Here is a 22,294-nt window from a genome sequence, read left to right as displayed (position 1 = left end):
CTCGGTTAAGGGGGGTTACTTTTATCGTTGTTATTCTTTTCTTTCTTATTATCCGGTTGTTTTGCTATTTAAGTGATTTCAGTTTCAAGCGCATAGTGTGGAGTACTGGCTCGGTATAACCGCTTGGCTGAGCACAGCCTTCAAACACCAACTGACACGCTGCAGAAAACGCAATGCTGCTTTCAAAGTTTGGCGCCATATTTTGGTAGCTTGGATCCCCAGCGTTTTGCTCATCAACAACAGCAGCCATACGCTTCATCGTTTTCATAACTTGGGTTTCATCGCAAACTCCATGGCGTAACCAGTTTGCAATGTGCTGGCTCGAAATACGTAGTGTGGCACGGTCTTCCATAAGTCCTACGTTATTAATATCAGGAACTTTCGAACAACCTACACCTTGGTCAATCCAACGCACTACGTATCCTAGAATGCCTTGCGTGTTGTTATCCAATTCATTTTGAATATCTTGTGCAGTCAGCTTTTGATTACCCAATAGAGGAATAGTAAGGATATCGTCAACGTTTGCTCTTACACGCTCGCGCAGCTCTTTTTGGCGACTCGGAACACTCACCTTGTGGTAGTGCAATGCGTGCAAAGTAGCAGCGGTTGGCGAAGGAACCCAAGCGGTATTAGCACCCGCTTGTGGGTGACCAATTTTGGCATCCATCATCTTGGCCATGTTATCAGGTTCTGGCCACATACCTTTACCAATTTGGGCTTTACCTTGCAGGCCGCAAGCTAAGCCCAGATCAACGTTTTGGTCTTCGTAAGCGCCAATCCATGTCATGGTTTTCAGTTGCGGTTTAGGAGCAAAAGGACCCGCTTCCATACTCGTATGAATCTCATCCCCCGTTCGGTCTAAGAAACCTGTGTTGATGAACACAACACGATCTTTAGCGGCGCGGATACACTCTTTCAAGTTCACAGAGGTACGGCGCTCTTCGTCCATAATGCCAACTTTGATAGTAAAGCGTTCTAAACCTAATGCGTCTTCAATGCGACCAAACAGCTCATTGGTAAATGCCACTTCTTCAGGGCCATGCATCTTAGGTTTTACGATATTGATGCTGTTAGCGGTCGAGTTTTGGTAAGCACTGTTACCTTTCAAATCGTGCATAGCAATCAGTGAAGTAATCATGCCATCCATGATGCCTTCAGGTACTTCATTCCCTTCATCATCAATGATCGCTGGATTCGTCATTAAATGACCAACATTGCGAACAAACAACATGCTTCGACCTTTAAGCGAGATCTCGCCACCCGTTACGCTGGTGTATTGGCGATCTGGATTCAGGCTACGAACAATGGTCTTACCATTTTTTTCTAGTGACTCTTGTAGGTCACCTTTCATCAAGCCTAACCAGTTGCGGTAAGCCAGTGCCTTATCTTCACCATCTACGGCGGCCACTGAGTCTTCGCAATCCATAATGGTCGTTAGTGCAGCTTCCACCAGCACATCTTTAATACCGGCTGCATCAACGCTACCGATTGGCGCACTAGGATCGATTTGAATTTCGATATGAAGGTTATTGTGTTTAAGCAGGATACAAGACGGTGCACTAGCGTCACCTTGATACCCAATAAATTGATTACGGTCGATTAGCGTGACTTCTTCGCCGTTATCTAGAGTCGCCGTAAGCGTGTTGCCGATGCTCACATTGCTGATGCTGTATTTAGTCACGTCTTTATGAGAAACGCCATTGAGCGGTGCGGCATCATCAAGGAAACCACGAGCATAGCTCACCACTTTGGCACCACGTACTGGGTTAAAGCTACCGCCTTTCTCTGCGCCATCACTCTCGCTGATCACGTCTGTGCCGTAGAGCGCATCATATAGACTGCCCCAGCGCGCGTTTGCTGCGTTAAGTGCAAATCGCGCGTTCATAATAGGCACTACAAGCTGCGGCCCAGCTTGCGTTGCGATTTCAGGTTCAACATTGGCAGTCGTTACTTGGAAATCATCGCCTTCAGGTACTAGGTAGCCGATCTGCTGTAAGAACTGTTTATATTCTGCAGCATCCAGAGTTTGACCAGCACGCTCTTGGTGCCATACATCGATTTGATATTGGAGATCTTCACGCTTGATAAGCAATGCACGATTCTTTGGTGCCAGATCTTTGAGGATGGTTGCAAATGACTGCCAGAAGTCTTCTGCAAGAATACCCGTGCCAGGGATGATCTGTTCATTAACTAGTTGGTAGAGGGTGCTATCTATGTTCAAGCTTCCCTGTTGAATACGACTGCTCATAAAATCTCTCTCAAGTTAATCACTGACTACTCACTTAAATTTACGAAAATGACGAAAATTTAGCTAATTTATGCCACTTATAGTGGACATTCACAAAAGAAATACCCTGAAACTAGGGCTATTCCGTCACACCACTTTCTATTTCATTGGCGACACTTTTGATCAAACGGCGCATCCACTGGTGGTCTGGATTGGTTTGTAACAACGGGCTCCACGCCATCTTCACCTCAAAAGGTTCAATGGCAAAAGGAGCGGGTTTGATCAATAACTTAGGGTTGTTGCGTTGCAGCTGTGCTGCTTTGGTTGGGATGGTAAGGATCAAGTTTTTCTGTTGGGCGAATAGAATCGCTGACAGGTAATGTCGAGTAAACACGGTAATGTTTCGGGTTTTACCAATACGCATTAGCGCTTCATCGATCCAACCTAATTTCTGAGCTTCACTTGGGTTAATCCCAACCCCTGTACCCATACCTGTTTTGCTCACCCAAATGTGTTGCGCTTTTAAGTAAGAAAGAATATCGAAATTGTCAGCTATCGGATTGTCGCAACTAAATAAGCAAGAGAAGCCGTCGTGCCAAAGGCTCATCTGGTGGAAGGACTGTGGAATATCGTCGAAGCGGTTAATGATGATATCAACGGTCCCCTGTTCTACATCCTGATAACTCACGTCACTTGGCGTCATAATATCGAGGCGTATTTTCGGCGCTATCTCACTCAACCTTTTTAATAAAGGCTGGATAATGGTGGACTCAGCATAGTCACTCGCCATGATACGAAATACGCGTTCACTGTCTTCTGCGTTAAATTCCGTCGTCGGTTGCAAGGTCTTTTCTACATTAGCCAAGATGTTGCGAATCAAAGGTTGCAACTTCTGCGCGCGCTCGGTTGGCACCATTCCTTCACTTGTCCTAACTAACAACGGATCCTCAAGTAAATCGCGTAATCGGCGCAGTCCATTACTCATTGCAGGCTGAGTAATCCCCAACTGATTCGCTGCTCGCGTAACGTTTCTTTCACGTAGCAACATGTCTAAATACACAAGTAAATTAAGGTCTATACGAGCAATATTCATATAAAAAATACCGAATATAATAACTATAAATTAACAAAATTATCACATGCATGATTATTCTTTGTCCATAGCAAAGTTTTAATCCAAGCCAAGTTGGCAACCATACCCACGTGAAACTAAGGAATAGTTATGTCGCAAATTACACAAGATATCGAAATGATAGAAGTTGCAAAAAGCGCTGCAGGTGCTCCATGGGATGCAATCGATGCTGAATCTGCTGCTCGTATGCGAGCTCAAAACAAATTCAAAACAGGTCTAGATATCGCACAATACACGGCAGATATCATGCGTGCGGACATGGAGGCTTACGATAAAGACAGCTCTCAATACACTCAGTCTCTAGGTTGCTGGCACGGTTTTATCGGCCAACAAAAGCTGATTTCTATTAAGAAGCACTTTGATGGCAAAACAGATCGCCGCTACCTATACCTTTCTGGTTGGATGGTTGCAGCACTTCGTTCAGAGTTCGGTCCACTACCAGACCAATCAATGCACGAGAAAACATCGGTTGCAGCACTAGTTGAAGAGCTATACACCTTCCTTCGTCAAGCAGATGCACGTGAACTAGGCGGCTTATTCCGTGAACTAGACGCAGCTCGTGAAGCGGGTGATGTTGACCTACAAGATCGCATCCAAGACCAAATTGACAACCACGTAACACACGTAGTGCCAATCATCGCGGATATCGATGCTGGTTTCGGTAACGCAGAAGCGACTTACCTAATGGCTAAGCAGATGATTGAAGCTGGTGCTTGTTGTCTACAAATCGAGAACCAAGTTGCCGATGAGAAGCAATGTGGTCACCAAGACGGCAAAGTAACCGTACCTCACGCTGATTTCCACGCGAAACTTCGTGCACTTCGTTACGCTTTCCTTGAGCTAGGCATCGACAACGGCATCATCGTGGCTCGTACCGATTCACAAGGTGCAGGTCTAACAAAAGAAATCGCAGTAGTGAAAGAGCCGGGCGACCAAGGTGACATCTACAACTCTTACCTAGATGTTGAAGAGATCGATGTAGCTGACATGAAACAAGGCGACGTTTGCTTCAACCGTGAAGGCAAGCTGGTACGTCCTAATCGTCTACCATCTGGCTTGTACCAATTCCGTCAAGGTACTGGTGAAGACCGCTGTGTATTTGACTGTATTGAAGCAATCAACGCTGGTGCTGACCTACTTTGGATTGAAACAGAGAAGCCTCACATCGGCCAAATCAAAGAGATGATGGATGGCGTTCGTGAAGTACACCCTAATGCGAAACTGGTATACAACAACTCACCATCGTTCAACTGGACGCTAAACTTCCGTCAACAAGCATACGATGCGATGGTTGAAGCTGGTGAAGACGTTTCTGCATACGACCGTTCTAACCTAATGAGCGCTGAGTACGATGAATCTGAACTATCACAGCGTGCTGACGACAAAATCCGTACGTTCCAAGCAGATGCTTCTCGTGAAGCGGGTATCTTCCACCACTTGATTACTCTGCCTACGTACCACACTGCAGCGCTGTCTACTGACAACCTTGCAAAAGAGTACTTTGGTGACCAAGGCATGCTGGGCTACGTTGCTAACGTTCAACGTAAAGAGATCCGCCAAGGTATCGCATGTGTTAAACACCAAAACATGTCTGGTTCAGATATGGGTGATGACCACAAAGAGTACTTTGCGGGTGAAAACGCACTAAAAGCAGCGGGTGAACTAAATACATCGAACCAATTTGATTAATCGCTAGCACTTTTTGATTAGTCACTAAAGCTAAAGCCTCCCCCGCCCTTCTCTCTTACTTCGGTAAGATCCGGGGGAAGGCTTTTAGATAAAGCTTGTACTGCCGGCTTTATCTCAAAGTCTCAGATTTGTGCCCCAACCCACGGCCAATTAAGCAACTTCGGTTTAAGCTAAATGTATTCATGTTTTATGAGATTCCTGTTTATTGAAATTTCTTTTGATTGAGAACGGCTATGACTTCAATACCTAAACACCTACAAGATGCAAAAACACTGCTATCAGAGAATGGTTTCGCAACAGGTGATACTTGGTATCACGGAACCTCTTCAGCGCTCATCGCTTCCATTAAAGGCCAAGGGCTAAAACGCTCGGGCGATAAAGCACTCAACCAAGCCGCCGTAAAAACCATGGCCACCATCGGCAATAACTACACAGAATCGGTTGAGCCAGTCTTCTTAACCCAAAGTAAAGAGCTTGCATACTACTGGGCACAACAAACGGTGAGAGAGCGCAGCGTTCGTTTCGAAGGAGAGGAACTGCCTGTTGTCTTAGAGGTGAATTTATCTGAAAAGCAACGCGCTAAAGTAAGACCAGACGTTGGCGCAATGAGTTTGCTAATGATGAGTGTGGGCGAAAAGTTCATGGCTCACCTCGCTAAGGTTTACCAAGAGAACGACATTGCAGGCCCAGATATCGATCTTCGTACTGCAGACCGCATGGATTACCTGAACAAACTGGGTATGGCGTACATCGATGAAGACATCAGCCGAGCTTGCGTTGTGGAGTTATCCGAAAGCGAACTATCAAAACCTGAATTATCCGAGGCGTAATAAACCATTACGAACTTACGATATAGCACTTACCAGAGTAAAAATGGCTCCTAATTTGGAGCCATTTTTGTGTTATACGCTATGTTTGATATCTAACTGAGGCTATTGGCACAAACGGCCTTGCTGCGCGGCCTGAACCATTTCGATATCGCCTTGTAGAGAGCGGTATACGATCGTATTCCACACTTCACCATTATCCATTTCAAACTCAATCGCGTAGTTCAAACCAGCCACAACTTGAGTTCGAACACTCAAAATCTGTTTAAGCTTTGCAGACGTGTTCATTTGACTAAGCACGGCGTCTAACGCTTGCTCAGCTTGTGGTGTAACTTCACTTTTCGACCAACCACCTGTTAGATTTTTAGTACTACAGATCGGATTCGTATTCTCTTGTGATTGGCTCATCACTTCACTACTCTGACTGCATCCAGCCAGAGCAACCACGCCAACTAAAGTCGCTACTCCAAGTAGTGATGTTAATCGTGCTTTCTTCATAAATCCTCACTAAATAAATCATTCAGTTTTAACAAGTGACCACACCGCTATCTAGGTGTTTCATATGCTTACAAGCTTAAACCGCCAATGTCATCACTTCATCAGAGATTATGGTGTAACTACTCTATAAACACAGAAAAATGTCAGAAAAACAAAGCCGGGCATTCATACTCAGCTTGTTTTCCATATCTTCGAGATTTGTGCCTTAATGAAAATAGACCAACATCTCGACATCATCACCTTGCTGTTCTGCACTTAACAAGAAATGTAATTACCCTTCCTCAGTCACTGGTATTTGTAAGTTGAGTCTGCAAAGCGCTCGCTCAACGCCTTGGAGAAGTCTTCTTCTCGCGCGTTATAACGAACGTAATAAGCTGCACGTACAAATTCACCTAAGTTTTCAAGTTTGCGTGCTTACTCAGCTTCACCTCGGTAACGGCCTATCTCTAAGTTCAGTAGTATTGGTTAACGAACTTTTGGATGCAGAGAACCAAGAGCTATAACAACTGTTGTCGGCCAGTGAAACCGCATGAGCGAGATCAAGTGATAACTGAAGTTCAGACACCTCACATTGGCTTTGAGCAAAAGAGAAAGTAGATGCACTAGAAAGTAAGCAAACGAGCGCCCAGTGATGGCGTGGAAATAAACGAGTATGAAGCATAATTACATTTGTTAATTGTACATTTAGCTCGACGTTACATTCCCTGCAATTATAGGTGTAAGTTTTGTTGCGCATTGGTTATGAGATTGCTTAAAAACATAGATATTTGGTATCAGTTTATAGAACCAAAGGTTTATGCTCACTAGCTACATATTAGGCTAGGCGTATGAATAGCACCTAAGTTCTTGAGAAAAAACTAATTTAGCACTTTATAAACTTGAAAAAGTTCGGTTGTTAAGAAAATACGTAAGTAGTAGACTCGCGCTCGATCATGCCACTTGTATTCATTTCATAAGCACAAGAAACGTTATTCATACACAGCAAAAATAACGTTAGTTCAAGGCTTACATAATATAAGTGTCAGGAAATAAGTGCAGATCGAATAAAAATAATTATATAAGGCTAGGTTCACAACATGAAATTACTTTCGTCTTTAGACTCGCTGTTGGCTAGCGATAAGTCTATCGAAATAAAGCAACATATATTGATAGATCTTGTAATCAATACTTATCAGCCACAACAACGCACAACTCTTTTCCAAACCGTTACTGACTATCGACGAAACCTCCTTGAATCTTTGTTCCCGGAGCATCAAAACAAAAGCTTGTCAGTGTTGTTTGAGTTGATGGACTATCGTGATCTCATTCAGCGATACCCAAGCACCTTGCCCCCTGAATTGGTTTTGTTAGAGAAGGCCGCAAGCCAATGTTATATGTCATGGTTAGACTTTTGGTGTGAATCTGAGATTGCCGCAATAAAAACCAGATCTCCGCTTGGCGATAGCCCGACTTCACCGATAGATCTACCCACCCAAGATTGCGCATATTATGGCGCGCTCATTGAGCACATCGAGTCCGATTCACTTATGGTACGAACACCGTGCCATCCACAAGCTATGCCCATCAATGATGCGATTGCTTTAAGTAACCTAGAGATCTTCATAAAGGGTGAAAAATGGTATGAGATGCTGCCTTTATTGCACCTTTCGCAATCAGGTAAACACTTTGTCTTACTCAAACACCCTGTCGATGAGCCCTTCCCTACACTGGTCTCTTCCGCCCTCATTCAAGATTGGTCGAAGAATGAAACCTGGTTAAGCTACGCGCCACCGTTCAGTAATGAACACTGGCAATACTGCTTACCAGAACATGGTTACCAGCAACTATCAGAATTGCAGCTTTTCACTCCATCGACACTGTTAAAGTGTTACTCTCTGCCAGAATTTGATAGTACATTCCAGTTACAATTGTCCGATGCACAGGCTATATGTGAAGTGTTGCGACTTACCGTCAGTGGTAATACTCAACAAAAACTCTATTTCCTCTACCTTGCTCAAAAAGAGCTGATGAGCGTTCTACATCAAGTAGGCTATAAAGTTGGCTTCACCATTATCGAGCAACCTTTCATGCTTCAGTTTTATCAATCTATCGACCCAAGAGCCTATTTCCACTCTGGGTTTTGCGAGTTGAATGCAGACGGCACTACCATCTATCGTGGTTTTTGGAATTTCGAAAGGATGGTCAACGTATTCAATGACACCGATTTTCGTCGCTACAAAGAGGCAGTGCGTAGCAGCCGAAAGCTGAGATCAACAAAGGCACCAAGTTCTGTAAAAAAGGATGAACATGTTTGATTTCGGTTTAGAGGCGATTGTTTATGCCAAAGCGATAACGCTTCTCGCGACCGTTGCGGTCGTAGTGATGTGGTTACTCTACTATTGCTACTGCCTCAAGCAAAAAGGGAAAAATATTGTAGGGACACACCACTCTCCCTACATCGCTTATTCAGTCTGCATTGTTGCTTGGATTAGCAGCAATGCCTACTTCCATACCGACTTGCTACCAGAGCTTGGTTCTTCAGTAGCGGTATTCGCTGCTAAGTTTGCCAACCTAGCCTCATGCTTTGCCTTTGCTTTTGCATACTACTTCTCGTGCCAGCTTGCAGCTGAACAACGTAATGGCAAAGTATACCTATGGCAACAAGCCATCTTCGTCAGCTTTAGCGTCTATTCCTTTTTTATCAACCTTAGCCCTAGCTTAACAGTTGAAGGCGTCACCACTTTTGGTCCAAGTCTGTTTGTCATCGAGTTTGGCCCGCATACGCCTTACTTCTTCACAGGAATGATCAGCTTAGTGGTTTTAACCCTTTGCAATCTGGTAGCGATGCGCGCCAACAGCAGCAAACTGGTACTCGCCAAAACCAGCTATATGATCGCAGGTATCTTGGTATTCATGCTGTCTACTGCAACCATCCACCTCGGCATGACGTACTTCTTGAGAGACTTCTCACTGACTTGGTTACCACCAGCACTATCAATCAGTGAAATGCTGTTTGTAGGCTATGCGCTTTTAACCTCTCGCTTCTACAGTGTGAAATATCTTGCTTACATGAGCCTTAATGCATTGTTAGTCTGCGCGATACTGGTAATACCGTTCGGCGCGATATTCATCCCTCTAACCGACGATAATCAGTGGTTAATCGCAGTCCCGATCTGCGCGATGATTGGCATCGCATGGCACTTACTCTACAAGCGTGTCAGCCGCTATGCCTCTTTCTTTGTTTACGGAAACAAGAAAACTCCAGTACAGCAAATACTGGCCTTAGAAGAAGACTTTAAGCTATCGATTGATGATGCGATGCGCCGTTTAGGTCAGCTGTTGCAAATCCCTGAAGACAAACTTCGCCTTGTTAACAGCAATTACAACGAAACCTTCTACGAAGACTATCTATCAACAAATAAGTCAGTTCTAGTGTTCGACGAGTTATCGCAAGAACTTGATTACACAGCGCCCTCCAAACTTTCGCTCAAAGCGCTGTATGACAAGATGAGCTCGAATAATACCGCATTGGTTATGCCGCTGTTCGGGCAAGGGAAATCGGTCACTCATTTACTGGTATCGTCACATAAGAGCAACGATCAAATGTTCTCTAACGAAGAGATCTCGGCGCTACAAACCCTGCTTACCCGCGTTCAAAGTACTATCGAAGCTGATAGACGCATACGTCAAAGTCGAGCGCTCGCCAACTCCATCGCTCATGAAATGCGTAACCCGCTTGCCCAAGTTCAGCTTCATTTTGAAGTATTAAAGCAGCACATCGAAAACCAAGCACCAACAAAACAGATCCATCTAGATATTGAGAATGGGCAAGCTGCTATTCAGCGTGGACGACAGTTGATTGATATAATCCTAAGGGAGGTTAGCGACAGCTCGTCTGAGCAAGGTCCTACCCTGATGACTTCTATTCACAAAGCAGTGGACCAAGCCGTCAGCCATTACGGGTTTGAAAACGAGAAGATCATCGAGCGAATTCGCTTGCCGCAACATGATGACTTTGTTGCGAAGCTAAACGAAACCTTATTCAATTTCGTGATTTTCAATCTGATCCGCAATGCGATTTATTACTTTGATTCGTACCCGGATAGCCAAATTGAAATCAGCACCCAAATCGGTTCTTACGAAAATGTTCTAACCTTCCGAGATACAGGACCAGGTATTGACGAAACCATTGCACAAAAGATCTTCGACGACTTCTTCTCTTATCAGAAAAGCGGCGGTAGTGGCTTAGGGTTGGGCTATTGCCAACGGGTGATGCGTTCATTTGGTGGCAGAGTTGAGTGCAAATCGAAGCTTGGGGAATTTACTGACTTCCACCTGTATTTCCCTGTGGTACCTAATGCGCCAAAAGCAGATGCCCTACGCACGCCCTATTTCAACGACTGGAAACAAGGCCAAGTCGATGTCGAAGAGGCTAGCAAAGAGAACAGCGAAGCCAGACCGAAAGCTCAGAGCACTCAAACAGAAGAGTACAGTACGGACTCAGTGGCAACACAAGTAACAACCAACGGGATAGCTCCAACCGTGCTCATCGTTGATGATAAAGAAGTACAACGTACCCTTGTTCAAATGTATCTAAGCAGACTGGGCGTAAACATCCTGCAAGCTAAAAATGGGGAAAATGCCGTCGAGCTGTTCAGAACAAACCAAGTCGATTTGATTCTCATGGACGTACAAATGCCAGTCATGAACGGTTTTGACGCCAGCCAGATCATCAAGGCTCGTTCACCTAACACACCAATCATTGCGCTTTCTGGTGAGTCGGGGCAACGTGAGTTAGACATGATTAACCAATTGATGGATGGTCGGTTAGAGAAACCAACATCACTAGACGCACTTCAGGTTGTGCTCGACAAATGGCTGTACAAAAATACTGTAACAGAGGCTTCCAAAGAAGTGGAGAGCGAATAGTTGGTTACCCATTGTTGATGGCTGATAAGCGCATCAATAGTTAATCCAAAATCCCCTCAAGAGTTTATTTTGAGGGGATTTTCTGTAGACACAAATTAGGTAGTCAAATAGTCACTTCAATCAGTTATCTAACTCGAACTTGCTTTAGCGACCGACACTCCATACGTTTTTCGCTGGCACATGTACATAATAATAATTGCAACGCAGCTAATCAGAGACAATAACCAGCAGCTCAAAACCATCACCTCGTGAGTTGCTGGAACGAGGGATAAACAAGACGTAAAACCAAATGCTCCAATCATCTGAAGAGCACCATAGATAGCACCAACCTGCCCCTTATGATTAGGAAACAAATACAATGCCGAAACACCTGCTATTGTAAGTAAGAATGCAGAACCAAAAGCCATCACCGCAAACCCGAATAACATTATTGAGTAGCTTTGTAGGAAAAGGCTTAATGTTATGACAACGCAACCCATAACCTGAATCAGACCGCCATAGACTAGAGTCATATTTTCGCTGATACGATGCTTCAGAAACTGGTTCCAAATCAATCTAGATACCGCACTACTCACTATCAAAACCATTGACCCAACGCCATAATCCGCGGCCGTCAAATCAAACTGATTCTGAGCAACAAAAGAACCCGTGACTTGGAAAAGTAATAGACAACTTGTCCCGCTAAACATCATTGCCAAGTAACACAGAAACGTGACGTTCGATGTGATGAAAGCATAGTCTTTTAGTATCTGTTTAGGCTTAATGGCATCTCGGTTCTTGTGATTGATCGTTTCACGTTTCATGACTTCAATAATCAATAGCGTTGCAGTCGATAAACATGCCATGAAGACAAAATTACCTTGCCAACCAAAGTGCTGAGTCAGATACCCTCCCAAAACGAGCGTTAGATCAGGTAGGCTCATAAATAGAATCCCATACCAAGCAAGTATCCCCATGAGTTCAGACTTGCTAAATGCGTCTTGAAGTATGGTGCGGCAAAGTAGATAAAGGCCACCAACACCTAAGCCTTGGATTACCCTGCCCAGCAATAGAATATTTATGCTGTCAGCCATCAGAGATGTCATCGAACCAATAACAAAAATCACAGATGAAAGAACAGCGACGGGCTTTCGTCCATACCGCTCGGATAACGGTCCGCAAATTAGCTGGCTGCATGCTAAAGCGATAAAAAACAGGCTCAAAGTCTGCTGTACTAACGCCTCTGATGTGTCCAGTTCACTTTGTATATCTGGAAAGCTTGGCGTATACATACTCGACGCAAAAAAATAGCTCGATGCCATTAAGATACTGATAAATATAATAGTTATTTTAGACACTCGATTTCCCATAAACGTTAAGAACAGAGCATCATGTTAAAAAGATCCTCAAAATAAGTTTTTGGGTAAAGCGCCAGGATGTTTACAATTTACGCCAGGTTTAATTCTGGGGTGCTTTTTTCTGATGTTCTTTAAATGCAGTAGAGAAAGCAGATAGGCTTGAGTACTCAAGTTCGAATGCAATTTCAGTAGCACTAACCCCCTTTGCCATCATTTTCTCAGCACGCTCCATCACTACTTTTTGGCGAATCTCCCTGAAAGATGCTTTGAAACTAGCCAAAAAAAATCGGTTTAAAGTTCGTACAGAAGCCCCTGTTTGTTTAGACAAGTCTGAGATAGATAACTTAATGCTGGGATTATTTGATAATGCATCAATGACTGGTAGCAGCCTTCTGTCCATACCTTCCTTTGCAATTAGTGGATTGTCGACTGCCTTACAGAGGGTGCATTGATCCATGAGCACCTGAATGTAATTAGGCTCAAGCTTTGGCTCCGGCCCGCCACTTTCCCATAAGCTGAAAAGTTGAGTAACGATGGGAGAAATATCCAAGATACATGTTTCGGTGAGTTCAGGGATTGAACCTAGTGGTAGGCGAAGTAAGGAGACCTGTGACTGCTTTAAGGCATCGGCACGATGTGGTACGCCAGCTGGAATGTAAATTAAAGAGCCGGGCATAGAGAGCAAACTATCCTTGTCAGTAGAGATAATTTGACAACCTTGATGTATAAAAACTAAGTGCGAGTAATCATGGCTGTGAATCTCACTCGAATAATGAGATTCATAATGTTTAACCATCACCTGATGATCATCCAAATTAATTATCTCCCACAGCCTTTCATTAAGATGCATCCAAGTATCACTCCTATTTTGAATCGGCATTCCCTTCATATTCTCAAGTCATCGATGAATCGAGTCTACTTCTCTGACACTACCTCAGATAAACGCGGAATAATTTATATCTTACGACAAATCTCATCGATGACACGACAACAAGTCGGAACAATGCAGGTCCCCTAGTCGCTATACTTCAAAAAGGAAAATATAAGAGCCCACGCTATTTCAATGCTCTCTAACTAGGTCAGACATCGATCATTTTTGAACAATCTCATGATTTAAAAGGAGAAAAGAGTTATACATAATAAAGTGTTATTTAATCGACTAATTAATCATGACGCTCAAAGAAATCCTAAAAATTCCTAATGTTCGCTACTTCCTAATGTTTCGAAGCAGCTACTTTGCGCGTTTTTATTACCCAGTATTCACTCTACTCTACTTAGATTACGGCCTAACCCTTTCACAATTTGCCATGCTTAACGTTGTGTGGGCGGCGACCATAGTACTTGCTGAAGTCCCATCTGGAGCATTTGCCGACACCTTGGGTCGTAAAAGGTTGGTAGTACTTTCTTCCCTTGTGATGTTTGTTGAAATCGCCATGATCGCCCTAGTGCCGAGCGGAAACCCGAACTTGGTGTTCATGGTCTTTTTGGTCAACCGGATACTCAGCGGGTTAGCCATGGCATTGGCAAGCGGTGCTGATGAAGCACTGGCGTATGACACTTTAAAAGAGCAAGATAATGAGGAGCTGTGGCCTCGTGTGTTGCAAATCCAGCTTCGTATAGCCTCAAGCGTCGGCATCTTTGCCACCTTAATTGGTGCTGCAATGTACGATGTAACCTTCATGACGAACATTTTCCATGTTCTAGGGTTAAACGCGCCGGAAAGCACCAAAGACCTGATGCGTATCCCGGTATTCGCCACTTTATTGGTTGCGCTACTCGCGATTTATGCTGCGGTAAACATGCGTGAAGAAAAGAAAGTAATGCCAAATGGTCAAACGAAGTTAGCCACAACCATGACTAGCCTTAAGCTTACGGCTGACACAGGTAAGTGGGTACTCGCTACACCCTACGTGCTTTTCGTACTGCTCTACTACAGCCTGTTCGAACACACATCACGTATGTTCCTGACCATGAACAGCCAATACTATCTTGCCATCGATATTCCAATTATTTACTTCGGTTTTATTGGCGCGGGAATCAGTCTATTAAAGATCATTTTGGCCGGCCAAAGCCGTAGACTGGCAGAAAGTATCGAGCCGAAAACCTTTATCTTCGTCATGGGCTTAGCAAGTATCGTCACCTATTATTGGATCAGTTTGGGCTGGTCAATCTATGGGGTAATTCCTGCATTGGTACTGATCTTTATCATCATGACGATGAACATTTTTATCAGCTACCACCTGAACAAAAAGACCGAGTCGCATAACCGAGCCACGGTTCTTAGCTTCAAAGGTTTGATGTTTAACCTCGGATATGGGCTCATCGGTGTTTTGTATGCTTACTACTACAAATTGGTTTCTAATAATTACACCGAGCAAGAGATAGAGCAAAACCTCGCGTTCTTGGCGTCGCTATCTTCGTTCTACTATTACTTCGCCTTTCTGTTCGTATTAATCAGCGGATGGTTCTACTTCAAAAACAAAAAGACACCCATCTTTTAAATTTCAGTGCCATGCCAAATTGGGGCAAAGGTGAAGCTCTGCTCATAAAAAGACCGCTTCCACTTCTAAATGGGTAATTTTTTGTTAACATAATCATTAAATTACCTCACACACGGAAGCGTAATGTCTGTACGCTTTCTATGAATTTTTTATGAGCCGCGTTTCTTCGAGTATGCCAAAAGCCAAGCTATCGAGCTCAGCACCTTCTTCTTGAAGAATTGGGAAGAAGCTGAAGGAAAAAAGCACGCCGTCACCAATTCGAGTCTATGCTCGCTCACTTCATCAAGAATGAGATTCAACTCGATGTCGACCGTTGCTTTCCTTTAGAACAAGTTCAGACAGCGATTGACCATATCGAATCTAAAACCACACGATTGGATGGCAAGATCATCCTGCTGCCCTCTTAACACACAAGATGCACTCGGAAGTTGTTCCTCTCTATCAACAACTTCCGCCTGCCACTGATCTATTACTCCTCTCTTAAAGTACAAGTTACTAATAATTCGATATAAATCGATCTAAATCCTCAAATTGTCGTCTACAGTTTGAGAGAGCCTATCGTGAAAGTAATCGCCAACACATAACACCTTTGGTGAGCGCTTTTTGATTACAAGGAGAGGAAATGGATAGCCCAGTTGTCACACTGCAACAGGCCAGTAAAAGCTTTATTGATGGCAAAGAGAGCCATCAAGTACTGGACAATATCGACTTCAATCTAGGGACTGGTGTCAGCGTTGCTTTGACTGGATCAAGTGGCAGTGGGAAGAGTACTCTACTCAATTTAATTGCGGGCTTTGAACCACTATCAGAAGGCGAGTTATGGCTCGATGGTGAAAATACATCAGCTTGGAAAGACCAACATTGGAGCCATTTCCGCCATCAAAAGCTCAGCGTTATCTTTCAGCAGTTCAACCTGCTCACCCCACTCAATGTAAAACAAAACATCGCCTTTCCATTGCATTTAAACCAACTGAAATGGGGAGCTTGGTGTGATTACTTAGTGGAAGCATTAGGTATCAGTGGATTACTTAATAGACACGTATCTGCCCTCTCAGGCGGTCAACAACAGCGAGTCGCTATCGCTCGAGCATTGGCTCACAAACCCAAACTTTTGCTTGCAGATGAACCCACAGGAAATCTAGATCATAAAGCAGGGTTGGAGGTGATGAGATTACTAAGTGAGATCACAACACAAGGCAACACCGCTGTATTATTGGTGACACACAGCCCTGAATGCGCCGATTTTATGCACAGACAGCTGATCTTGGACAACGGAAAACTCAAGCATGTAGACCAAAAGCAAGCCAGTGAGATGACTCATGCCAAAGGTTAATTCTACTAGTACGCCTGCTCGCTTAGCGATCACGCACACCAAACTGACGCTAAACCTATTCGCAGCGCATTATCGCCATTCTCCTTTGCAAGCTGCGGCGATCTTGATTGGCATAGTGTTGGCCGTCACCTTATTTGTCGCGGTACAAGCCATCAACTTGAATGCCAAACGCAGCTATGCAGAATCGACCGAGCAACTGAGCGCTCAGGCTCAGAACCTAATCATCCCACCAGCAGGACAAAACTACTTACCTGAGTCGCTCTACTTCAAACTGAGACAAAACGGACTCAGCGCAGCACTACCTGTAATTGAAGGGCGTGTGAGAGACGAGCAAGGACGTCGTTGGTCAATCCAAGGCAGTGAGCTCATCGCCGCACTCACCTCAAGATCTCGCTATTCCGAAGAGAACGAACAAAACATATCGCTTTTTGATGGTGCACTTCCCCTACCTCAGCTCTTAGCAGGCAAGCCCATAGTGATGATGAGCCAGTCGCAGCATCAAAACTTAGACGAAGTGGACACGCTGATCCTCGATGACATCGTTACCCAAGTGGTTGTGCTGCCTGATGAGTGGCAACTGGGGAGTCGAATGCTGATGGATATAGGATTCGCTCAACAACTGCTCAACAAACTAGGTCAACTGAGCTACATCGCCGTTTTTAATGTCGAGAACCAACCACAAGATAACTGGCAGAATCTCATCGCAGCAAAAGGACAATGGATCACCAATAATCAAAGTACCGACCTTGGCTCCATTACCGACAGCTTTCACCTCAACTTGACGGCCATGAGCTTGCTCGCGTTCTTGGTTGGTTTGTTCATCGCTTATAACGGAGTGAAATACAGTTTACTGAAACGTAATCGACTATTGGTTCAAATTCAGCAAGCCGGTATAGCACAAAGCATCGTCTTTTCTGCTTTGCTCATTGAACTGACCGTTCTAGTCACCCTAGGAGCTTCACTCGGTTTCATTTTGGGTATTCAATTAAGCCACTGGCTCCATCCCACCGTGGCGATAACGCTGGAACAACTATACGGAGCAACACTTCTGCCTGGTACATGGCAGTGGTCATGGTTAGTTCAGGCCTTAGTGCTCACCTTAGCCGCCACACTTGTTGCCTGCTGGCAGCACTTTAAACAACGCATTCAACAACCGCTATCTTCTCATGGTGGCTTTTATCAAGCGCCAGAGGCTTCAAACGAAAACCAACTGTTTATCATCGGAATAACACTCACGGGTATCGCATTAGCAGGCTTATGGCTTAGCGAACACCACCGCTTCACCATGGCGTGGCTTGGCGTGTTGGTGGTATCTATTCCTTTGTATCTGCCTAAAACGCTCAGCGTATTAGCAAGTTGGACTGAACAGCGCACTCAATCGGGGGTGATGCAGTACCTGTTCGCTGAATTGCGAGAACTCATCTCTCCGCTCTCACTTGCCATGATGGCGCTGCTTCTTGCTGTAACGGCTAATATGGGAATGAATACCTTAGTAGGTAGCTTTGAATCCACTCTAAAGCAATGGTTAGAACAGCGGCTGCATGCCGACATTTACGTAAGCCCAGCTCAAGGTGAAATCGCTAATGTAGAACGTGCGTTAGAACAGTTTGAGAACGTTGAAACCGTTTACAAGCAATACTATGTTGACGATAACTTGCAAGGCTTACCCACGTTACTCGGCACCAAGGACAAAGGTACGTTAATGCAAACCATGGTATTCCAATCGCAGCTAGATAACTTTTGGCAGCGCTTCTACCAAGGTGAACTGGTTGCGATAAGCGAACCTACGGCAGTGAAGCTCGGTTTGTCTTTGAACAGCGAACTTAGGTTCGACTCTATTCCAAGCAAATTACTAGTCGTTGGAGCGATTTTCCACGACTACGGCTCACCCAATGGCGAGGTATTGCTTGCCCCTTATTTATGGCGTGAAAGCGGTTTTACTAACTTACCAACTAGCCTAGGTATTAAAGTCTCTGGTGACCAACAACAAGTCTACGAACAGCTGCGCCAGCAATTGAACCTGCACCCAAGTCAGCTCTATGACCAAGCTCAGATCAAATCCCTTGCTTTGGATATCTTTTCGCAAACCTTCGCCATCACTCGTGCGTTAAATGGCGTCACCTTGATGGTCGCTGTGATTGGCTTGTTCTGTGCGTGTTTTATGTTGCTCGATGCTCGTAAGGCCGCTATCGCAAGGTTGTATGCGCTTGGCGTAAGCCGTAAAAAGTTGATGGCGATGGTGAGCGGGCAAATCGTTGTGCTTGTGAGCTTTACTCTGGTTATCGCCATCCCACTCGGTGCTATAGTTGGCTATGTACTAACAGACATTGTCACCCTACGCGCCTTCGGTTGGAGCTTAAATTACCAGTGGAATTGGAGCGATGCGCTTAGCATTTCCCTTATAACAATTATTGTGGCTGTGATTGCAACACTCAGTCCTCTATGGCGCTTGGTCAGTAAGCCTGTGGTATCCAGTTTGCAAAGTGAGGTGTTGTGATGAACATTGGCTTGAAGAGTAAGTTAATCAGACTGTCTGCTCTCTCACTGGGTCTGCTATCTCTATGGGGTTGTGACAAGGCCGATCCGAATTCCGCTCAAAACATGGGTTCGATACTCGGCGGGAACAGTGAGCAGCAGAGTAATCAATTCAGTCCAGTCATTAGAGGCGTTGAACTCACCTTCCCCGAAGACCATCAAGCACACCCGAACTTACGTCATGAGTGGTGGTATCTAACCGCTAATCTCATCGATGAAGACGGTAATGCGCTAGGCGTACAATGGACACAGTTTCGTTTTGCCGCAGCTCCAGAAAACATCGCCGAACAAACTAAACAAACCGCATGGCAAAGCCAACAGATCTACATGGCTCACAGTGCCGTCACCACCGAAGACAAACACTACGCCGATGAAAAATGGTCACGCGATCAAGCAGAACTGGCAGGAGTAAGCACATCACCATTTCGCGTCTATCTTGATAATTGGCAATGGACATCTTCTACTGATGACTTATTCCCTGCCACATTGAATGCTAACTCAGAGCAGTTTGGCTACTCGTTAACACTGACTAGCGACGCTCCTTACCAAAAACAAGGAGAGCAAGGATACAGCACCAAAAGCAGCGACGGCAAGGTCGCCTCCTACTACTACAGCCAGCCATTCATCAATGTATCTGGCGACGTGACGATTGATGGTGTGACACATCAGGTTTCAGGCAAAGGTTGGATAGACAGAGAATGGAGCTCGCAGTTCTTACTCGACTCTCAACAAGGCTGGGATTGGTTTGCACTTAGGCTCAGTGATGAAATCAGCCTAGTCGTATTCCAACTGCGAAACTCAGCAACAGGCGAAGCCAGTTATGTTCACGCAAGGCTGATGCAGCAAAATGGTTCTGGTACTGCCATTTCGCAGCAAGACATTACTCTCACTGCAACCAAACAAACGGTAATTGATGGGCGCGATTATCCAACAGAGTGGCAGGTTTCAATTCCAAGCCAGCAAATAGAACTGACAGTCTCGGCACTCAACCCCAAAGCAAAAATGCCACTATCGGTTCCCTATTGGGAGGGTCCAATCTCAATTAAAGGAACACACTCAGGTACAGGGTATATGGAGCTGACCGGGTATTAGGTATGTCTGAGCAACCATCAGCAATACAATAAAAAGACATGAATTAACCAGCCACCTGTTCAAATCGAACGATCTTGTCACAGCGTAAAGTCATGTTCACTACAACATCAAAAAATTAAGTAAAACCAAGTCAATAATTTAAATTCTCATCTAACAACGCAACCACTCAATAGTGAGATACCGTTTTGTGAAGCGATCAAACATTGATATCCGTTTAATAAATACCAACAAGTAAAAGCTTTAGATATATTACCAAGAGCAAAAACTAAGGTTTAATCGTGCTTACACAATATAAATTACTAATAGGCATCGCCGTTCTCGAAAGCGCTTGATTGAATGCCATCGAGATACTTACCCCTGAATACTTCAATCACCTATTTGACGCTGGTAATACTCTCTCACTACGGCAAATGACGACAAATTAAAAGGAATAGCATGAAACAAGAAGAACAGGAGCTATATCACGCTGCCGTTGAGCTGATTAAAAAACGGTATCCGCGAGGCTGGGGCGGTGCTGCGGCTGTAAGAACGGAAACAGGCAAAATTTTAACGAGTATTGCTCCCGATACGAAAAATGATGCACTTTCTCTTTGTATAGAGGTCGGCGCCTTTCTGGAAGCGCATAAATTGAACGAAAAAGTCACGCACTCTCTGTGTATCTGTCGAGAAGACGAGAGTACTGAGTTTTTGGTGCTATCTCCTTGTGGAATCTGCCAAGAAAGACTGGTTCATTGGGGAGGTGACGTTAAAGCTGCTATCTCAACAAAAGAGAATAAGCTGGTGTTCAAAACTGTCCGCGAATTAATGCCACACCACTGGTCGTTAGTAAATGGTACCACTCTATAACAAAACGCTTATAACTAAACCTCGCCCCCCCTAAGCACTCTATACAATGCTTCTAGGGGGTATACATAATATGATCACTGTGAATTTGAAATCTACGCAAGGGCGCTCAATTGGACATTCTGATTCAGCAAGAAATTGAGCTTCATCAATATGAAGTTCGACAAAACAACAATGATATTAAGCGTTTAATCCATCCTGATTTTTCTGAAGTCGGTCGCAGTGGCGATAGTTTTGACTTTATGTCTATCGTCAAAATGATGAGAGCAGAGGATCCTTCCACCTCAAAAATTCACTCGCAAAATTACGAATGCCTTTTACTAAGCCCTACGGTACACTTACTCAAATATCAGACCGCTTTGGTGAGTGAACTTGGTGATGTGAGTAGCTATGCCAAACGTTGCTCTATATGGGTTTTGACTGAGGCTGGTTGGCAGCTTAAATACCACCAAGGCACACCATGTTTACCTTTCGAGCTTACCTATAGTTAAGACATCGCATCTGAACCTTTAATCTCGATTTTATTTAAGTACATAGTAAGGATATACATGATTAAACTTAGAGAAATGCGCCATGAAGAATACCCCGCTTACTGCGACTATTTTATTGACGATTACAGCCGTGAAATAGCGAAAAACTATGGCCACTCTATGGAGCGTTCCGTTGAGCTAGCTAAAAAAGATCTACATCGTTGCTTTCCGAATGGTCTTGAAGGAAACGAGCATTCGCTTCTTTGTATTGAAGCTCAGTTAAATGGGCAACTCTGCCTCGTTGGCTACCTTTGGCACTCCATTAATACAGAAGACAATTCTACCTTCATCTACGACTTCTACGTATCTAACTTGTACCGAGGTGCTGGCTATGGAAAGCAAGCTCTGAGCCTATTAGAGCAGCAGCTTAAGGAGCATGGTATTGAACAAATAAAGTTGAGAGTCGCGTACCATAATGAAAGAGCACTGAAGCTCTACCAAGCAGTGGGCTTCTCTATTACTGGTTTTAATATGTCTAAGAAAATAGGAGCTCTTGAAGCCTAGACCCACACAACCAAGTAATGGAACAGCAAAACATAATATTTGAGTGAGGATGAATTTTAAGCCACGCATCTCAATGGAATAAGTTCTGTACTCACCTTTTGTCTCGATAAGTATCTAAGGAAGCCTGTGAGCAAAGAGATTTATGACAAGATATGACAACACTTTAAAGTTTAATCTGAAACCGAACAATATGAACTTTACTCACATCTGTACGCTCGCCCTTACGACGCACGAAGAGGGGTAAGAGTTAGTTTCAAAAATCAATACACCAAATGCTCAGTACTGCCACCAAGTCTACCCAATAACGTGTTCGCAAGATGAAAAGCCACCACTAGGGT

At 44.3% G+C, this 22,294-nt stretch carries 17 protein-coding genes and 1 pseudogene; 12 read left to right on the top strand and 6 right to left on the bottom strand.

The genetic code is table 11. The features are described 5' to 3' along the window. Nucleotides 1-64: 64 nt before the first annotated feature. Both ACTRWI_RS02610 and ACTRWI_RS02605 read right to left on the bottom strand, forming a co-directional pair. Entirely contained in the window at nt 65-2,248 is a 2,184-nt protein-coding gene (locus ACTRWI_RS02610) for a malate synthase G (protein ID WP_499129120.1), read from the bottom strand. 118 nt (nt 2,249-2,366) lie between these two features. Beyond that, the gene (locus ACTRWI_RS02605) at nt 2,367-3,320 is read right to left on the bottom strand and encodes a LysR family transcriptional regulator (RefSeq protein WP_008215742.1); all 954 of its coding nucleotides are present in this window, start codon (nt 3,318-3,320) and stop codon (nt 2,367-2,369) included. 129 nt (nt 3,321-3,449) lie between these two features. On the opposite strand from ACTRWI_RS02605, the gene ACTRWI_RS02600 reads away from it, so the two are divergent. Together ACTRWI_RS02600 and ACTRWI_RS02595 are read left to right on the top strand one after the other, a co-directional pair. Next, nucleotides 3,450-5,048: an isocitrate lyase gene (locus tag ACTRWI_RS02600; protein ID WP_499129119.1), complete on the top strand. Its 1,599-nt coding sequence runs from the start codon at nt 3,450-3,452 to the stop codon at nt 5,046-5,048. A 233-nt stretch (nt 5,049-5,281) separates the two neighbouring features. Then, nucleotides 5,282-5,878, top strand: a complete 597-nt coding sequence (locus ACTRWI_RS02595) for a hypothetical protein (RefSeq protein WP_499129117.1) — start codon at nt 5,282-5,284, stop codon at nt 5,876-5,878. A 102-nt stretch (nt 5,879-5,980) separates the two neighbouring features. On the opposite strand, the gene ACTRWI_RS02590 is transcribed toward ACTRWI_RS02595, so the two are convergent. Together ACTRWI_RS02590 and ACTRWI_RS02585 are read right to left on the bottom strand one after the other, a co-directional pair. Then, nucleotides 5,981-6,373, bottom strand: a complete 393-nt coding sequence (locus ACTRWI_RS02590; RefSeq protein WP_499129115.1) for a cystatin domain-containing protein — start codon at nt 6,371-6,373, stop codon at nt 5,981-5,983. A gap of 285 nt (nt 6,374-6,658) precedes the next feature. Then, nucleotides 6,659-6,733 (bottom strand): annotated as a pseudogene (locus ACTRWI_RS02585) (hypothetical protein); the annotation flags it as partial. A 716-nt stretch (nt 6,734-7,449) separates the two neighbouring features. On the opposite strand from ACTRWI_RS02585, the gene ACTRWI_RS02580 reads away from it, so the two are divergent. Both ACTRWI_RS02580 and luxN read left to right on the top strand, forming a co-directional pair. After that, a complete protein-coding gene (locus ACTRWI_RS02580; protein ID WP_499129113.1) occupies nt 7,450-8,667 on the top strand; it encodes an acyl-homoserine-lactone synthase in 1,218 nt (405 codons plus the stop codon). Further along, complete coding sequence (luxN, locus tag ACTRWI_RS02575) at nt 8,660-11,281, top strand: quorum-sensing autoinducer 1 sensor kinase/phosphatase LuxN (protein WP_499129111.1); 2,622 nt, start codon at nt 8,660-8,662, stop codon at nt 11,279-11,281. The genes ACTRWI_RS02580 and luxN overlap by 8 nt, the downstream gene beginning before the upstream one ends. Nucleotides 11,282-11,409: 128 nt before the next feature. Here the strand turns inward: luxN and ACTRWI_RS02570 are convergent, their stop codons facing one another. Together ACTRWI_RS02570 and ACTRWI_RS02565 are read right to left on the bottom strand one after the other, a co-directional pair. Continuing rightward, nucleotides 11,410-12,618, bottom strand: coding sequence for an MFS transporter (locus ACTRWI_RS02570; protein WP_499129109.1), 1,209 nt, complete (start codon nt 12,616-12,618; stop codon nt 11,410-11,412). A gap of 100 nt (nt 12,619-12,718) precedes the next feature. Continuing rightward, complete coding sequence (locus tag ACTRWI_RS02565; RefSeq protein WP_499129107.1) at nt 12,719-13,468, bottom strand: helix-turn-helix domain-containing protein; 750 nt, start codon at nt 13,466-13,468, stop codon at nt 12,719-12,721. Between the two features lie 319 nt (nt 13,469-13,787). On the opposite strand from ACTRWI_RS02565, the gene ACTRWI_RS02560 reads away from it, so the two are divergent. The 8 genes from ACTRWI_RS02560 (at nt 13,788) to ACTRWI_RS02525 (ending at nt 21,956) form a co-directional block, all read left to right on the top strand. After that, nucleotides 13,788-15,119 (top strand): MFS transporter, encoded by a 1,332-nt coding sequence (locus tag ACTRWI_RS02560; protein WP_499129105.1) that lies wholly within the window; start codon nt 13,788-13,790, stop codon nt 15,117-15,119. Nucleotides 15,120-15,385: 266 nt separating this feature from the next. Further along, nucleotides 15,386-15,526: a hypothetical protein gene (locus tag ACTRWI_RS02555; RefSeq protein WP_499129103.1), complete on the top strand. Its 141-nt coding sequence runs from the start codon at nt 15,386-15,388 to the stop codon at nt 15,524-15,526. A 215-nt stretch (nt 15,527-15,741) separates the two neighbouring features. Then, nucleotides 15,742-16,452 (top strand): ABC transporter ATP-binding protein, encoded by a 711-nt coding sequence (locus ACTRWI_RS02550; protein WP_499129101.1) that lies wholly within the window; start codon nt 15,742-15,744, stop codon nt 16,450-16,452. Then, entirely contained in the window at nt 16,439-18,949 is a 2,511-nt protein-coding gene (locus tag ACTRWI_RS02545; protein WP_499129099.1) for an ABC transporter permease, read from the top strand. Before ACTRWI_RS02550 ends, ACTRWI_RS02545 begins: the two co-directional genes overlap by 14 nt. Next, nucleotides 18,949-20,079, top strand: coding sequence for a lipocalin-like domain-containing protein (locus ACTRWI_RS02540; RefSeq protein ID WP_499129097.1), 1,131 nt, complete (start codon nt 18,949-18,951; stop codon nt 20,077-20,079). Before ACTRWI_RS02545 ends, ACTRWI_RS02540 begins: the two co-directional genes overlap by 1 nt. A gap of 435 nt (nt 20,080-20,514) precedes the next feature. Further along, the gene (locus ACTRWI_RS02535; protein ID WP_499129095.1) at nt 20,515-20,925 is read left to right on the top strand and encodes a cytidine deaminase; all 411 of its coding nucleotides are present in this window, start codon (nt 20,515-20,517) and stop codon (nt 20,923-20,925) included. A gap of 110 nt (nt 20,926-21,035) precedes the next feature. Further along, on the top strand, nt 21,036-21,413 hold the full coding sequence (locus ACTRWI_RS02530) for a nuclear transport factor 2 family protein (protein WP_499129093.1): 378 nt from the start codon (nt 21,036-21,038) through the stop codon (nt 21,411-21,413). A gap of 57 nt (nt 21,414-21,470) precedes the next feature. Further along, nucleotides 21,471-21,956 (top strand): GNAT family N-acetyltransferase, encoded by a 486-nt coding sequence (locus tag ACTRWI_RS02525; protein ID WP_499129091.1) that lies wholly within the window; start codon nt 21,471-21,473, stop codon nt 21,954-21,956. The last annotated feature ends 338 nt before the right edge of the window (nt 21,957-22,294 follow it).

The organism is Pseudoalteromonas sp. G5_S1_14_S5, from assembly GCF_054968605.1.
Note: the sequence above shows the minus strand (reverse complement) of the source record. Positions and strands in the feature narration are given on the sequence as shown.

Coding starts and splice junctions, on each gene's coding strand:
- ACTRWI_RS02610 (WP_499129120.1), bottom strand. CDS start 2,248: ATGAGCAGTCGTATTCAACAGGGAAGCTTGAACATAGATAGCACCCTC.
- ACTRWI_RS02605 (WP_008215742.1), bottom strand. CDS start 3,320: ATGAATATTGCTCGTATAGACCTTAATTTACTTGTGTATTTAGACATG.
- ACTRWI_RS02600 (WP_499129119.1), top strand. CDS start 3,450: ATGTCGCAAATTACACAAGATATCGAAATGATAGAAGTTGCAAAAAGC.
- ACTRWI_RS02595 (WP_499129117.1), top strand. CDS start 5,282: ATGACTTCAATACCTAAACACCTACAAGATGCAAAAACACTGCTATCA.
- ACTRWI_RS02590 (WP_499129115.1), bottom strand. CDS start 6,373: ATGAAGAAAGCACGATTAACATCACTACTTGGAGTAGCGACTTTAGTT.
- ACTRWI_RS02580 (WP_499129113.1), top strand. CDS start 7,450: ATGAAATTACTTTCGTCTTTAGACTCGCTGTTGGCTAGCGATAAGTCT.
- luxN (WP_499129111.1), top strand. CDS start 8,660: ATGTTTGATTTCGGTTTAGAGGCGATTGTTTATGCCAAAGCGATAACG.
- ACTRWI_RS02565 (WP_499129107.1), bottom strand. CDS start 13,468: ATGCATCTTAATGAAAGGCTGTGGGAGATAATTAATTTGGATGATCAT.
- ACTRWI_RS02560 (WP_499129105.1), top strand. CDS start 13,788: ATGACGCTCAAAGAAATCCTAAAAATTCCTAATGTTCGCTACTTCCTA.
- ACTRWI_RS02555 (WP_499129103.1), top strand. CDS start 15,386: ATGCTCGCTCACTTCATCAAGAATGAGATTCAACTCGATGTCGACCGT.
- ACTRWI_RS02550 (WP_499129101.1), top strand. CDS start 15,742: ATGGATAGCCCAGTTGTCACACTGCAACAGGCCAGTAAAAGCTTTATT.
- ACTRWI_RS02545 (WP_499129099.1), top strand. CDS start 16,439: ATGCCAAAGGTTAATTCTACTAGTACGCCTGCTCGCTTAGCGATCACG.
- ACTRWI_RS02540 (WP_499129097.1), top strand. CDS start 18,949: ATGAACATTGGCTTGAAGAGTAAGTTAATCAGACTGTCTGCTCTCTCA.
- ACTRWI_RS02535 (WP_499129095.1), top strand. CDS start 20,515: ATGAAACAAGAAGAACAGGAGCTATATCACGCTGCCGTTGAGCTGATT.
- ACTRWI_RS02525 (WP_499129091.1), top strand. CDS start 21,471: ATGATTAAACTTAGAGAAATGCGCCATGAAGAATACCCCGCTTACTGC.